The sequence below is a fragment of the Rahnella sp. PD12R genome, assembly GCF_019200965.1.
Lineage (GTDB): Bacteria > Pseudomonadota > Gammaproteobacteria > Enterobacterales > Enterobacteriaceae > Rahnella > Rahnella laticis.
The window spans coordinates 81,765-95,067 of record NZ_JAHTMS010000001.1 but is presented as its reverse complement, the minus strand read 5'-3'; the positions used below and the strand labels follow the sequence as shown (position 1 = coordinate 95,067).

The window sequence follows — 13,303 nt, the reverse complement described above, 5'->3', positions numbered from 1 at the left end:
TTGACGGGAAGAGCTGTTGGGAACCTAAATAATTCGGGTTGCGGGCAGGCGGCAAGTAAAGGAGTCCCGATGAGCTTACTCCAGTAAGTGATTCGGGTGACTGAACGCAGCCAACGCATCCGCAGCTCGAAGTATGACGGTTACGCGTCGTATTGCCTGAACAACGCCCTGCCCCGCAGTAATCTCACGCCCAGCCAGCCTCCGCAGACAGACAGCAGCAACGCACTGACCACCGGTACGGCAATCCACATCAGGTAATTAGGTTGCCACGGGAAATCGAACACTTTGCGCTGCAACAACCATAACGCCACTTCGGCACCTATCGCCGCCGCAATGCCCGCCACCAGCCCGAGAACCGCAAATTCGCACCAGAGCGTGCGGTGCAGCATCTTTTTACTCGCTCCCAACGTGCGGTAGACGATCAGTTCCTGACGGCGCTGACGCATCCCGACCTGAATCTGTGCCAGCAACAGCAAACCGCCGCACAGCATCACCAGAATCACCATCACTTCCAGCGCCCGGCTGACCTGCTGTAAGACCTGCCCGACCTGCCGCAGAATCGAACCGACATCCAGTAAACTTAGCGTCGGGAACTGACGGTTCAGCTGCGTAATGGTGCTGTCATCGCCGTGATAACGGAAACTGGTCAGCCAGCTTTGCGGCTGGGCATCCAGCGCGCCCGTCGGGAAGATAAAGTAGAAATTCGGCTTCAGGCTGTCCCAGTCCACTTTACGCAGACTGGTGATTTTGGCGGTGAAATCCTGCGTATCGCCGGTGAACGTCACCGAATCGCCGATTTTCAGCCCGAGACGTCCGGCCAGCCCTTCATCGATGGACACTTCACCCGCTTTCGGTGCGCCATTGCCCGCGGTCAGCGGATTATGATCCGGCAATCCGTCCATCCAGGTCAGATTCAGTTCACGGTTTACCGCTTCCCCGCCCGCATCGTCCGGCTTGATTTTGTCCGTCGCGGCTTCGGCGTTAATCTTCGTCAGACGCGCCCGCACAATCGGATAGAACGCTTCCGGCTGCGCATTATGCTGATGCAGAAAATCCGTCACCTGCGGAACCTGCTCTTTGGTAATGTTGAGCAGGAAGAAGTTCGGACTGTCCGGCGGAAGCTGCTGCTCCCAGCGGTTCAGCAGATCCCCGCGCATCACCAGCAACAGCGCCAGCAGCATGAACGACATGGAAAACGCCGCCAGCTGGCTGAGCGTTACCCACGGCTGTCGCAGCAGACGGTTGACCGCCAGACGCAACGGAAGCTGGCGGAAAGACAGGCGGCGCAGCAAAAGTAAAGCGCCCCAGCCAATCACGCCCAGCAGCAGCGATAACACCAGAACGCCGCCGAGCAGCGACCACAGCAATGCACTTCCGCCCATCAGCGCGGCCAGAAGCCCGACGACAACCAGCACCATTACCGGCAGGAAATAGCGCAGCGGCCAGACATTCGCCACAACGTCATTTCTTAGAACGCGCAACGGTTGCGTGGCCAGCAACTGACGGTAAGGACGGATGCCAATCATCAGTGAAATCACGACCATTGCGCCCATCGACCAGACCCACGGCCAGCCACCGGCGGGCGGCAGTTGCGCGGGAAGCACCGGCGCGAGTACTTTCATCAGAACGGCTTCAAAGGCCAGCCCGACGAGGCTGCCGCAAATCCCCGCCAGCACCAGAACCGCCAGCCACTGACCAATAATCAGTTTTCGCAGCGCCTTTTTCCCGGCGCCTAATGTTTTCAGCACCGCCACCAGATCGTACCGGCTGCGGCAGTAATGCCCCATCGACACGGCAATGGCGGCAATCGACAACATCAGCGTCAGCAGGGCCGACAACGTCAGGAATTGCTGTGAACGCTGTAATGATTTGCCCAGCGCGCCTTCGGAATCCTCCATGCCGGTCCAGCGCTGATCGGGTTTCAGCAGCCCTTTAATGGCGTCGCCGTAGGTTTGAATGGCCTGCGGGGAACCGGCAAACATATAGCGGTACGTCAGGCGGCTGCCTGGCTGAACCGCGCCGGTTTTCGGCACATCATCCAGATTCATAATTACGCGCGGTGCAGTCTGGAACGGGTTAAAACCTGCATCCGGCTCCTGAACGATCAAACCGGCAATTTTCAGCGTACTGTCGCCGACATCCAGATCATCGCCCACTTTCACGTTCAGCAGGGCCAGCAAACGGGGTGCCACCAGAACGGTGCCCGGCTGCGGTTTCAGCCCCGCCGGCTCCGTCTGCAACGCGCCGTATAACGGATACGCCAGATCAGTGGCTTTTACCGACGCCAGCTGCGGCGTGTTTCCGGCAAAGGTCATGGTCATGAAAGAGAGCTGACGGCTGACTTTCAGCCCCTGCGTTTCGGCATCCTGCAACCAGGCTTCAGTAATCGGATGAGAAGATCGCAGCACGCGGTCGCCCGCAATAAACTCGCGACTTTGCTGGCTCAGCCCTTTGTCCATGCGGTCGCTGATACTGCCCAGCGCCAGCACGCAGGCCACCGCCAGCGTAAGCGCCAGCCAGACAATCAGCAGCGAGGGCGATCGCCATTCCCGCCAGAACCAGCGCCAGATCATGCTTCCTCCCACAATTTCCCGTCACGCAGACGCAGACGCCGCTGACAACGCGCCGCCAGTTGCTCGTCATGCGTGACCAGAATCAGCGTGGTGGCCGCATCGCGGTTCAGTGAAAACAGCAGATCAACGATACGTTCACCGGTGGCGCGATCCAGATTGCCGGTCGGCTCATCGGCGAACAGCAGTTTAGGTTTACCGATAAACGCACGCGCCAGCGCCACACGCTGCTGTTCGCCACCGGAAAGCTGCGCCGGAAGATGATTCAAACGCCCGCCCAGTCCGAGACTTTCCAGCAACTGCACTGCCTGCTGACGGCTGTTACTGTCACTTTCACCGCGCAGCAACGCCGGAAGTTGCACGTTTTCCAGCGCGTTCAGCGTCGGCACCAGCATAAAGGACTGAAATACAAAGCCGACGTTTTTTGCCCGCAGCGCGGCGCGCCCTTCCTCATTGAGAGAGTTCAGGGATTTGCCGAGCAACATCACGTCGCCCGAGGTGCCGTCATCGAGCCCGGCGAGGATCCCCAGCAGCGTCGATTTACCGGAACCGGATTCGCCAATCAGGGCAATTGTCTGGGCAGGTTTGACAACCAGCTCGACACCGGACAGGATGGTGAGCTGACCTTCACCCTGACCGACGTGCTTACTAAGATGATGAACTTCAAGAACGTTTTCCGCTGGCATCTCCCCTTCCTTATGTTGTTGGGATTGCTGAGTTTTCGCGCCGTAGCTGCTGATAACTTACTGATTATCGGCGACAGTTTAAGCGCCGTCTATCGCCTTCCGGTAGCCGAATCCTGGCCGTCGTTGCTCAATAATAAGTGGCAAAAAGAAGGGGATAAACCCACGATTATTAACGCCAGCATCAGCGGAGATACCGCCGAACAAGGGCTGGCCCGTTTAGAGACTTTGCTGCAACAACATCATCCGCGCTGGGTGCTGATTGAACTGGGCGCGAACGACGGACTGCGCGGCTTTCCGCCGCAGAACATTTCACAAACGCTGACCCGGATTATCAGTCAGGTAAAACAGGCCAACGCCGAACCGCTGCTGATGCAAATCCGTCTGCCGCCAAACTATGGCCGCCGTTACGGTGATGCGTTCTACGCCATTTATCCGGCGCTGGCAAAGCAGGAAAACATCCCGCTGGTGCCGTTCTTTATGGAACAGGTCGCCGCAAAACCTGAGTGGATGCAGGACGACGGTTTACATCCGGCACTGGCGGCACAGTCTTTTATTGCCGACTGGATGGCCGACAAACTCGCGCCGCTGGTGACGCAGTAGGGTTACAATAAATAATACCGTGACGTGATTAAAACCAAGACGTTACCTTTTTCATCCGACTCCCTAGTAAATCACAGCCATAAAAAATAGGGACACCTCACAGGTAAAGTTATGCAAAAAGCAGTATTAATTACCGGTTGCTCCAGCGGAATCGGGCTGGTTGCCGCACAAGATTTACGGACTCGCGGTTACCGTGTGCTGGCCGCCTGCCGTAAAAGTGCAGATATCGAGACTCTCAGCCAGCTCGGCTTTGAAACCATTGCGCTCGATCTTGATGACGAACACAGCGTAGAGCTCGCCGCCGCGGAGGTTATCGCACTGACCGGTAATCGTCTTTACGGCCTGTTCAACAATGCCGGATACGGTGTTTACGGCCCGCTGAACACCATCAGCCGCGAGCAGTTTGAGCAACAATTTTCCACCAATCTGTTCGGCACGCATCAGCTGACGCAGCTTTTACTGCCCGCAATGTTGCCGCACGGCGAAGGCCGCATTATTCAGACCAGTTCGGTGATGGGGCTGGTGACGACGCCGGGCCGCGGAACCTACGCCGCCAGCAAATTCGCGCTCGAAGCCTGGTCAGATACATTACGCATGGAGTTACACGGCACAGGCATTCAGGTGAGCCTGATTGAACCCGGCCCGCTGAGCAGCAACTTTACGGCTAACGTGAATCAGTCACAGGCTGACCGGCCGGTCGAAAACCCGGGGATCGCGCGGCGTTTTACGCTGCCGCCGGAGGCCGTTTTGCCGAAATTGCACCATGCTTTAGAAAACCCGAAGGCGCGTCTGCGGTATCCGGTGACGCTGGTCGCCCATGCGCTCACCGTCCTGAAACGCCTTTTACCTTCACGTTTGCTGGACAAAATATTGCGCGGAAACAGCTAAGTAAACGCTGCCGGGGGTTGAAGCCGTAAAAGCTGCCCCCATTTGATATTTAAAGCGTTAAATGATTTTGAGCCTTAAGCAGAGAGAACTGATCCATGCTTGCACAACCTACTGTTATCGATATCAACGAAACTAATCTGCATCAGACGCTGGAACAATCCATGTCGGTGCCGGTGATGTTCTACTTCTGGTCTGAGCGCAGCCAGCATTGCCTGCAATTGGGGCCAATTCTCGACAAACTGGCGGCGGAATATGCCGGTCAGCTGGTTCTGGCGAAAGTGGACTGCGATGCCGAGCAGATGATTGCCCAGCAGTTTGGCCTGCGTTCTATCCCGGCGGTTTACCTGTTCAAAGACGGTCAGCCGGTGGATGGTTTCCAGGGGCCGCAGCCGGAAGAAGTGATCCGCGAATTGCTGCAAAAAGTTCTGCCGAAAGAAGAAGAACTGAAACTCGCTCAGGCACAGGAACTGTTGCAGGCAGGCAATGTGGCGGAGGCTTTACCGCTGCTGAAAGAGGCCTGGCAGTTAAGTAATCAGCGCAGTGATATCGGGCTGCTGCTGGCAGAAACCCAGATCCATCTCAACCGCTCCGACGATGCGGAAGCCGTGCTGGCAACCATTCCGTTGCAGGATAAAGATTCCCGTTATCAGGGGCTGATTGCCCAGATTGAACTGCTGAAACAGGCGGCTGACACCCCTGAAATTCAGCTGCTGCAACAGGAATTACAGCAGGATCCCGAGAACGCCGAGCTGGTGGTTAAACTCAGTCTGCAACTGCATCAGGTCGGGCGTAACGAAGAAGCGTTGGAACTGCTGATGGCTCCGCTGAAAAAAGATTTAGGTGCGGCTAACGGCGCTGCGCGCAAAACGCTGATGGATATCATGGCGGCACTCGGCACCGGTGACGCGCTGGCGGCTAAATATCGTCGCCAGTTATATTCCCTGCTGTACTGATTCACGCTAAAAATTTCTTACGCACGTCGGGCACTCCCCCCTTCCTGACGTGCGTTTTTTTTCGCCTTTTTCCCTGCCTTTTATCCCCTGAACTATCCTTTATTAATACGACGCGTTAGTTATTTGTGCGACAATTGCGCACGCGCCTTACTATCGGTGAGTGCGCCAGGGACATGTTTTTACTCGAATATTCCGCCGGAATATTCAGGACACAGTTTTACAGGAGTTTCATACTATGTTTGACCTCATTCCCATTCCTATCCTTATTCTGATCGTACTGGCGCTGCTGGTGGTTTACGCCGGGATCAAAATCGTGCCACAGGGCTACCAGTGGACCGTCGAGCGCTTTGGCCGTTATACCAAAACCCTGATGCCGGGGCTGAACCTGGTTGTGCCATTTGTTGACCGCATTGGCCGCAAAATCAATATGATGGAACAGGTTCTGGATATCCCTTCTCAGGAAGTGATTTCCCGCGATAACGCCAATGTCGCCATCGACGCCGTGTGTTTTATCCAGGTTATTGATCCGGCGCGTGCCGCCTATGAAGTCAGCAATCTGGAACAGGCGATCGTGAATCTGACCATGACCAACTTCCGTACCGTGCTGGGTTCGATGGAGCTCGACGAAATGCTGTCACAACGCGACAACATCAACGCACGTTTGCTGCATATCGTCGATGAAGCCACCAATCCGTGGGGCGTGAAAATTACGCGTATCGAAATCCGCGATGTGCGTCCACCGGCTGAACTGATTTCTGCGATGAACGCACAGATGAAAGCGGAACGTACAAAACGTGCCGACATTCTGGAAGCCGAAGGCGTTCGTCAGTCCGCGATCCTGCGTGCGGAAGGTGAAAAACAGTCGCAGATCCTTAAAGCCGAAGGTGAGCGTCAGTCGGCGTTCCTGCAAGCTGAAGCCCGCGAACGTGCGGCAGAAGCGGAAGCGCAGGCCACCAAAATGGTCTCTGAAGCGATTGCTGCCGGGGATGTTCAGGCCATCAACTACTTCGTGGCACAGAAATATACCGATGCGCTGACCAAAATCGGCTCGGCGAACAACAGCAAGGTCATCATGATGCCGCTTGATGCCACCAGCCTGATGGGCTCCATTGGCGGGATTGCTGAGCTGCTGAAAGAAACCAAAGGCGGCAAATAATGCTTCGCGATTTCATGGCAAGTCCGCATGTGTTCTGGCTGTCTTTAGGCGGCCTGTTGCTGGCGGCAGAGCTGGTAGGAGCAAGTGGTTACTTACTGTGGAGTGGCGTAGCGGCGGCGCTGGTCGGGCTGGTGACGTGGATTTTGCCGCTGCCGTGGGAATGGCAAGGCGTGGCGTTTGCCCTTCTGACCATTATCGCCGCATGGCTGTGGTGGAAATGGCTGAATCAGCGCACGGACAAAACCAGCGGTAATTCGGCGCTGAACCAGCGCGGACAGCAGTTAGTAGGTACTTACGCCACCGTGCTCGAACCGCTGAAAAATCAGTATACGCGGGTACAAATCGGCGACAGCAGCTGGCGGGCGTCATGCGCTTCGCCGCTGGAAGTCGGTGATAAAGTGGTGATTACCGGTGTTGAGGGCGCGACGCTGCGCGTGGAACGCCCTGCGCAGTAGCGCCTGACGTTAGTGTTTGTGGCAACAGCCAGAAAGATTATCGATTATCGGGCAGTCTGCGCCGTCATCGCCGGGGCAGGATTCCGCCAGCGTCAGCAGGCGCTGGCGCATCAGCTGAAGTTCTTCAATGTGCCGCTCAATTTCGGCGGCCTTTTCTAAAGTGCGTGCTTTCACATCTGCGCTGTGGCGATCCGGATTATGGAATAACGCCACTAACTCCTGGCACTCCTCCAGCGTAAACCCCACCTGCCGCGCCTGACGAAGTAACGTCAGTTCTTCGATATGTTTTTGTGCATAGCTGCGGTATCCGTTCTCGCTGCGCGCCGGTGCCGTCACCAGCCCTTTCTCTTCGTAAAAACGAATTGCCTTGCTGGTCAGCCCGGTTTTTTTCGCCACATCACTGATATTCATTTCGCCTCCGCGTCGCCCTGTTTTTGCACTTTATCTGAACAGTATACGCGTTTACTGTTTTACGAAAATGCTCAGCTGTAATGCACGGTCTGTTTTTTGGTGCGCATCAGCAGCCACATGGGTAGCGGTAACGTCACGATAAGCAGGATCCACAGCAGCGAATACACCGACGTCACGCCGTCGTTTTGCAAGTTGATAAACATTTTGACCGGAATACCCTGCGGGAAATAACAGAACACCATGACAATGCCGAATTCACCAATCGCCCGTACCCAGGCAATGGCGATCCCGGCGGCAATTCCGCGTGAGGCCAGCGGCAACGTGAGCCGGATAAGCACCTGAAAAGGCCGTGCGCCCAGCGTTTGCGCGGCTTCTTCGACATCGCGCGGCACCGCTTCCAGTGCGCCACGCGCCGAGAGAATGAAATAAGGCAACGCCCCATAAATCTGCGCCAGCACAAACGCAGGCGCATTGTTATTGAGCGTCATACCGATTGCAGAAAGTGTTTCACCGACCGAACCGTAGGGCCCGTAAACCGACACCAGCAAAATCCCCATCGCCAGCGGAGGCGTCAGCAGCGGGATCAGCACCAGCACTTCCACCAAAGTGCGCCAGCGCGAGGTCGTTTTTGCCAGCCAGAACGCGACCGGCAGCCCGAGCAGAATAATCAGGCCGACCGATATCAGACTCAGGCCGAGAGAAACCACCACCGCATGGCTGTCGCCGTAAGCCAGATGAAAATCTGACCACGGCGTCAGGAAAAGCAGCGTGACAAAAGGCACCATCAGCAGTGCCAGCGCGGGAACCGCCATTCCTGACGCGCGCAACTTAAAGGTTTCCGCCTTTAGGTTTGTCGTAGCCGTTTTGTTCAAACAGCTTCTGACCTTTGGCGCTTTGCAGGTAAGTGATAAATTCTTTCGCCAGTTTCGGATGCGGCGCGTTGTTCAGCACCACCGCGTAGAAGACAAGCGGCTGCGTGCTAAGCGTTTTCTCTTTGCCGGTGGAATCTTTCACGTTGAAAGTCACCTTGCTGTACCAGTCTTTCGACATTTGCGGATTGCTCAGATTAATTTCATCCGGCAGTTTGATGTACGGCAGGTGCGCGGAAATCGTGGCGCTTTCGTAGCCCGATGCGGCATCAACCTGACCGGCTTCCAGACGGGTCAGAAGACCGCCCTCGCCCGAAATCTGCTTAGGATTCTGCACATCGCCCAGCACGGCTTTTTCCAGACCCGGCTGTTTGTAGTAATTTTCAGCCAGCATCATGGTGAAAATAATGTTCTGGCCCTGGGGATCGCTGACCGGATCGGTACGGCCGAACTGTAATCCGGGAGTTTGGAGCACTTTCCACCAAGGTTCAGCGCCCGCTTTGCCTTCCTTTATCGCGGCAAATTTTTCGGCATACTTTCCTTTCGGATTATAAGCAATGACCATGCTGGTGCTGGCCACCGGGATCGCCTGCCCGGCCATGCCCGCTTTTTGCAGGATTTCAACCGGCCCAGGCGTGATGGAAACAAAAACGTCCGCCACCACTTTTTTCGATGCCAGCAGGTTTGCCATACCATACGCGCCCTGCCCCTGGCCCTGATAATTCACCTTGTTCTGCTTCGCAAAATCGGGCCCCAGATACTTATCCATCACCACGCCCATCGAACCGGCGTAGGTGACGCGGAAATCATCCGCAGCCTGGGAAGCCTGCGCCGCCATTAGCCCTGCAATAAGCAGAAGCGTTGTCTGCATCTTAGCCATTGAAAATCCCCTTACCCTTCATCGTTATATAATTTGGGAGATAACGATAAGCCAATCCGCAAGGGAATTTCTAAATAAAGTGTAAATGAGAGAAAAATGAAAAATACCGGTAAGGCGAAACCGTTGCTTGACCTTCCCCTTGCTGGAAGGTTTATCCTCTGTCCTTAGTGAAAGTTAACCCAAGGAAAACCACTATGACCACCACCGTATTATCTCTGCAAGGCCTGTCCTGCGGGCATTGTGTGGCTTCAACGCGTAAAGCGCTCGAAGCAGTTGACGGCACCACCGCCGTTGAAGTTTCTCTGGATAAAGCCATTGTGAAAGGCGACGCCAGCAGCCAGAGCCTGATCGACGCCGTCGTAAATGCCGGATATGAAGCACAACTGCTGGAAGACGCGTCCCCAAAATCTGAGCCGCTGACCGATAAGGCGAGTGTTTTGCCGGAACCCCTGTCAGCGGCCGCGTCACCTGTTCCGGCTGAAAACCACATTCTTAAAACCTCAGCCTCTGACGACAGCGTGCAGCTGTTGCTCAGCGGCATGAGCTGCGCCAGCTGTGTCAGTAAAGTGCAGCGGGCGCTGGAAGGCGTGAACGGCGTCGAACGTGCGCGGGTCAATCTGGCGGAACGCAGTGCGCTGGTCAGCGGTGATGCTGACCAGAATGCCCTGATTGCGGCGGTTGAACGCGCGGGTTACGGCGCTGAAATCATTATTGATGAAACCAGACGCCGCGAGCGCCAGCAGCAAACGGCGCGCAGCAGCATGATCCGTTTCAGCTGGCAGGCGGCGGTCGGGCTGGCGGCGGGTATCCCGCTAATGTTATGGGGATTGCTGGGCGGCGAAATGATGGTCACCGCCAGCAACCAGACCGGCTGGCTGATTGTCGGCCTGCTGACGCTGCTGATCATGATTGTCGCAGGCGGCCATTTCTACCGCAGCGCGTGGAAAAGCCTGATGCACGGCAGTGCCAATATGGACACGCTGGTATCACTCGGTACCGGTGCGGCGTGGATATTTTCCATTTCCGTCAGCCTGTGGCCGGATGCCTTTCCGATGCAGGCGCGGCATCTTTATTACGAAGCCAGCGTGATGATCATCGGCCTGATTAATCTCGGCCATGCGCTGGAACAACGCGGGCGTCAGCGCTCATCACGGGCTCTGGAACGCCTGCTGGATCTCACGCCGCCGACGGCGCGCGTGGTGACTCCGGAAGGCGAAAAAACGCTGCCGCTGGCCGATGTGCAGCAGGGTATGACGCTGCGCCTGACCACCGGCGACCGCGTTCCGGTTGACGGCGAAATCCAGAGCGGCGAAGCGTGGATGGATGAAGCGATGCTGACCGGCGAACCTGTCCCGCAACAAAAATCTCAGGGCGAAAAAGTGCATGCCGGTACGCTGGTCAGAGACGGCAGCGTGTTGTTCCGCGCGGATGCGATTGGCAGCCAGACCACACTCTCGCGCATCATCAAACTGGTGCGGGAAGCGCAAAGCAGCAAACCGGAAATCGGCAAACTGGCGGATAAGATCTCGTCCGTCTTCGTACCCGTCGTGGTGCTTATTGCCCTGTTCAGCGGTGCCATCTGGTATTTCTTCGGCCCGCAGCCACAACTGATGTACACGCTGGTGATCGTCACCACGGTGCTGATCATCGCCTGCCCTTGCGCACTGGGGCTCGCAACGCCGATGTCGATTACCGCCGGTGTCGGGCGCGCCGCTGAGTTTGGTGTGCTGGTTCGAGATGCCGATGCCCTGCAAAAAGCCAGCATCCTTTCGACGCTGGTTTTCGATAAAACCGGGACGCTGACGGAAGGCCAGCCGAAAGTGACGAATATTCACACCTTCGGCCGTGTCACTGAACAGCAGGCACTGCGCTTTGCCGCGGCGCTGGAACAGGGCTCGCACCACCCGCTCGCGCAGGCGATTGTCGATAAAGCAGAAGGTCTGGTTATTCCTGACGTGCGGAATTTCCGCACGCTCGGCGGGCTGGGCCTGCGCGGTGAAGCAGAAGGCAAAACGCTGTTGCTGGGGAATCAGGCGCTGATGCAGGAAAACGGCGTCGATACGCAGCAGGCCGATGCGCTGCTGGAAGCGATGTCTGAGCAAGGTGCAACGCCGGTACTTCTGGCGGCAGACGGTGAAATTTCCGCGCTGTTCGCCCTGCGGGATCCGCTGCGCAGTGACAGCATTGCCGCACTGCAACGCCTGCATCAGCTTGGTTATCAGCTGGTGATGCTGACCGGCGATAATCCGCGCACGGCACAAGCTATTGCCGCGCAGGCAGGCATCGATACGGTGATTGCGGGTGTACGCCCGGAAGGAAAAGCCGAGGCGATTAAAGCGTTGCAGGCCAAAGGCCAGCAGGTTGCGATGATTGGCGATGGCATTAACGATGCGCCCGCACTGGCGCAGGCAGATGTCGGGATTGCAATGGGCGGCGGCAGCGATGTGGCGATTGAAACGGCAGCCATCACGCTGATGCGGCCAAGCCTGAACGGCGTTGCCGATGCGCTGGCGATGTCGCAGGCCACGCTGCGCAATATGAAGCAGAACCTGTTAGGCGCGTTTGTGTATAACGTGATTGGCATTCCGGTTGCCGCGGGCGTGCTCTACCCGCTGACCGGCACATTGCTCAGCCCGGTTGTCGCAGGCGCGGCGATGGCGTTGTCTTCCATTACCGTTGTCACTAACGCAAACCGCCTCTTACGCTTTACCCCGAAAAAACAAGACGTTTCCTCTGTTCGCTAAAACGCTGACGCGTTAGCATGGTCTCTCATTTTTCGGGAGACCATGCGATATGGCGCAGTTTTTCAACCAGGCTTTCAGCTGGCTACGCAGGCTGTTTCCTGTCGAGTATTCCTATCCTGCCATGGATATCCGGCTTCCCGGCAACCGCTCGCTGCATCTGGTCGGCAGCATTCATATGGGCACGCAGGATATGCAACCGCTGCCCGCGGCTTTGTTACGCCGCCTGCAAAAAGCCGATGCCCTGATTGTCGAAGCCGATATCAGCGGAACAGAATCCCCTTTCAGCATGTCCGGTGAATTTCCGCCTCTGGCCGATCGTCTGACCGAATCCGAATATCTCCACGTTGAACGCTTATGCGAAGAGCTTGGCGTTTCTATGTGGACGCTGAACCCGCTTCCTTCGTGGCAGGTCGCGCTGATGTTGCAGGCAACACAGGCACAGCGTCTGGGATTGCGCGGGGATTACGGCATCGACTATCAGTTGCTGCAATCGGCAAAGCAGCAGAACACGCAGGTGATTGAACTGGAAGGGCCGCAGGAACAGTTTGAACTGTTGCAGCAACTGCCCGACGGCGGCAGAGCACTGCTCGAAGACACGCTGACGCACTGGCACACCAACGCCCGATTGCTGCAAACCATGATCAGCTGGTGGCTTGATGCCAAACCGGGGCTGGCGATTGAACAGCTGCCGAATACTTTCAGCAACGATCTCTACGATATTCTGATGAATCAGCGCAACGTACGCTGGAAAAAACAGCTTTCCGAACTTCCGCCAGGAAATTACGTGGTCGCCGTCGGCGCGCTGCATTTGTATGGTGAAGGGAATCTGCCGGAATTGCTGAAAGGATAAAAAAATGGCCGGTTTTTAAGGCCGGCCAGTCAAAGAGGAATTTCATTTTTTTGTTATAGCTTCAGTGCGAGCCTTTTCAGGCACAGCACCGGCGCGCACAGGGTAGCAACCTGTAGCGGGTCTTGGCAATAACCATTCATTGCTCTACTATTTCCCCTCCGCGTAATAAAGATACTTTGTTGTTAAATTTCATCAGATTGAGCTGATGACGTTTTTTCGAACAAAAAAGCAAAATTAGGAG

Annotated in this window: 12 protein-coding genes; 7 read left to right on the top strand and 5 right to left on the bottom strand. The window is 56.3% G+C overall.

All coding sequences use genetic code 11. The features are described 5' to 3' along the window. Positions 1 to 140: 140 nt before the first annotated feature. Both ybbP and ybbA read right to left on the bottom strand, forming a co-directional pair. Positions 141 to 2,573 (bottom strand): putative ABC transporter permease subunit YbbP, encoded by a 2,433-nt coding sequence (ybbP, locus tag KWG64_RS00425; RefSeq protein ID WP_218520624.1) that lies wholly within the window; start codon positions 2,571 to 2,573, stop codon positions 141 to 143. After that, positions 2,570 to 3,256 (bottom strand): putative ABC transporter ATP-binding protein YbbA, encoded by a 687-nt coding sequence (gene ybbA, locus KWG64_RS00420; RefSeq protein ID WP_165059341.1) that lies wholly within the window; start codon positions 3,254 to 3,256, stop codon positions 2,570 to 2,572. The genes ybbP and ybbA overlap by 4 nt, the downstream gene beginning before the upstream one ends. Between ybbA and tesA the strand changes: the two genes are divergently transcribed. The 5 genes from tesA to KWG64_RS00395 all read left to right on the top strand — a co-directional run bounded on the left by tesA (position 3,227) and on the right by KWG64_RS00395 (position 7,308). Continuing rightward, entirely contained in the window at positions 3,227 to 3,856 is a 630-nt protein-coding gene (gene tesA, locus KWG64_RS00415; protein ID WP_255562075.1) for a multifunctional acyl-CoA thioesterase I/protease I/lysophospholipase L1, read from the top strand. The genes ybbA and tesA overlap by 30 nt on opposite strands. 111 nt (positions 3,857 to 3,967) lie before the next feature. Further along, positions 3,968 to 4,744 (top strand): SDR family oxidoreductase, encoded by a 777-nt coding sequence (locus tag KWG64_RS00410; RefSeq protein ID WP_218520622.1) that lies wholly within the window; start codon positions 3,968 to 3,970, stop codon positions 4,742 to 4,744. A gap of 95 nt (positions 4,745 to 4,839) precedes the next feature. Then, positions 4,840 to 5,697 carry a co-chaperone YbbN gene (locus KWG64_RS00405; protein WP_218520621.1) on the top strand — a complete coding sequence of 286 codons (858 nt, stop codon included), beginning with the start codon at positions 4,840 to 4,842 and terminating at the stop codon, positions 5,695 to 5,697. 235 nt (positions 5,698 to 5,932) lie between these two features. After that, positions 5,933 to 6,853: an SPFH domain-containing protein gene (locus KWG64_RS00400; protein WP_152327915.1), complete on the top strand. Its 921-nt coding sequence runs from the start codon at positions 5,933 to 5,935 to the stop codon at positions 6,851 to 6,853. Further along, a complete protein-coding gene (locus tag KWG64_RS00395) occupies positions 6,853 to 7,308 on the top strand; it encodes an NfeD family protein (protein ID WP_101075535.1) in 456 nt (151 codons plus the stop codon). Before KWG64_RS00400 ends, KWG64_RS00395 begins: the two co-directional genes overlap by 1 nt. Positions 7,309 to 7,317: 9 nt before the next feature. Here the strand turns inward: KWG64_RS00395 and cueR are convergent, their stop codons facing one another. The 3 genes from cueR to KWG64_RS00380 form a co-directional block, all read right to left on the bottom strand. Beyond that, positions 7,318 to 7,719 carry a Cu(I)-responsive transcriptional regulator gene (gene cueR / locus KWG64_RS00390; protein ID WP_101075534.1) on the bottom strand — a complete coding sequence of 134 codons (402 nt, stop codon included), beginning with the start codon at positions 7,717 to 7,719 and terminating at the stop codon, positions 7,318 to 7,320. A gap of 71 nt (positions 7,720 to 7,790) precedes the next feature. Continuing rightward, entirely contained in the window at positions 7,791 to 8,531 is a 741-nt protein-coding gene (locus KWG64_RS00385; RefSeq protein WP_195823985.1) for a molybdenum ABC transporter permease, read from the bottom strand. A 16-nt stretch (positions 8,532 to 8,547) separates the two neighbouring features. Further along, positions 8,548 to 9,468 (bottom strand): extracellular solute-binding protein, encoded by a 921-nt coding sequence (locus KWG64_RS00380; protein ID WP_218520620.1) that lies wholly within the window; start codon positions 9,466 to 9,468, stop codon positions 8,548 to 8,550. Between the two features lie 194 nt (positions 9,469 to 9,662). Between KWG64_RS00380 and copA the strand changes: the two genes are divergently transcribed. Together copA and KWG64_RS00370 are read left to right on the top strand one after the other, a co-directional pair. Then, positions 9,663 to 12,212, top strand: coding sequence for a copper-exporting P-type ATPase CopA (gene copA / locus KWG64_RS00375; RefSeq protein WP_218520619.1), 2,550 nt, complete (start codon positions 9,663 to 9,665; stop codon positions 12,210 to 12,212). Between the two features lie 49 nt (positions 12,213 to 12,261). Next, complete coding sequence (locus KWG64_RS00370) at positions 12,262 to 13,062, top strand: TraB/GumN family protein (RefSeq protein ID WP_195814276.1); 801 nt, start codon at positions 12,262 to 12,264, stop codon at positions 13,060 to 13,062. Positions 13,063 to 13,303 lie beyond the last annotated feature (241 nt).

Coding starts and splice junctions, on each gene's coding strand:
- KWG64_RS00395 (WP_101075535.1), top strand. CDS start 6,853: ATGCTTCGCGATTTCATGGCAAGTCCGCATGTGTTCTGGCTGTCTTTA.
- KWG64_RS00400 (WP_152327915.1), top strand. CDS start 5,933: ATGTTTGACCTCATTCCCATTCCTATCCTTATTCTGATCGTACTGGCG.
- KWG64_RS00410 (WP_218520622.1), top strand. CDS start 3,968: ATGCAAAAAGCAGTATTAATTACCGGTTGCTCCAGCGGAATCGGGCTG.
- KWG64_RS00370 (WP_195814276.1), top strand. CDS start 12,262: ATGGCGCAGTTTTTCAACCAGGCTTTCAGCTGGCTACGCAGGCTGTTT.
- cueR (WP_101075534.1), bottom strand. CDS start 7,719: ATGAATATCAGTGATGTGGCGAAAAAAACCGGGCTGACCAGCAAGGCA.
- ybbA (WP_165059341.1), bottom strand. CDS start 3,256: ATGCCAGCGGAAAACGTTCTTGAAGTTCATCATCTTAGTAAGCACGTC.
- copA (WP_218520619.1), top strand. CDS start 9,663: ATGACCACCACCGTATTATCTCTGCAAGGCCTGTCCTGCGGGCATTGT.
- ybbP (WP_218520624.1), bottom strand. CDS start 2,573: ATGATCTGGCGCTGGTTCTGGCGGGAATGGCGATCGCCCTCGCTGCTG.
- KWG64_RS00380 (WP_218520620.1), bottom strand. CDS start 9,468: ATGGCTAAGATGCAGACAACGCTTCTGCTTATTGCAGGGCTAATGGCG.
- KWG64_RS00405 (WP_218520621.1), top strand. CDS start 4,840: ATGCTTGCACAACCTACTGTTATCGATATCAACGAAACTAATCTGCAT.
- KWG64_RS00385 (WP_195823985.1), bottom strand. CDS start 8,531: ATGGCGGTTCCCGCGCTGGCACTGCTGATGGTGCCTTTTGTCACGCTG.
- tesA (WP_255562075.1), top strand. CDS start 3,227: ATGAACTTCAAGAACGTTTTCCGCTGGCATCTCCCCTTCCTTATGTTG.